This is a genomic window from Salinimicrobium oceani (assembly GCF_012037645.1).
This window is the reverse complement of the sequence record NZ_JAAVJR010001306.1, coordinates 1-329: the sequence shown is the minus strand read 5'-3', so window position 1 is coordinate 329 and position 329 is coordinate 1. Positions and strand designations below refer to the sequence as shown.

Annotated in this window: 1 protein-coding gene; it reads left to right on the top strand. The window is 27.7% G+C overall.

All coding sequences use genetic code 11. The features are described 5' to 3' along the window. Positions 1–207 (top strand): hypothetical protein (locus tag HC175_RS24035; protein ID WP_209310191.1); only part of this gene is annotated, 207 nt, incomplete at its 5' end. Positions 208–329 lie beyond the last annotated feature (122 nt).

Below are 329 nucleotides of genomic sequence, written 5' to 3'. Positions count from 1 at the left end.
GATCTTTTAAAAAGAGAATTGAATATTCAACATGATCTCCCTTTTATGAGATCCATGACACTTCAAGAGCTCAATATTACAAAACCGGAAATTAATTTGTTCCTTAATACGCTTGAATCTATTTATGAGGTTTATATTGAAGAACAGAATTTAAATCTGGACATGACATCTAAGGAATTTATAAAAAGAATCGATTCGATCTTATAAGTTTTTCTGATTTTTACGGAAAAATGGGTTTAGAGTTTGATGGATTAGATGTGATTATAACTCTGATAAAAAAAATTTTTTACAGTTCTTTTGCTGAACTCATCAAAAAGATAGTATAACAA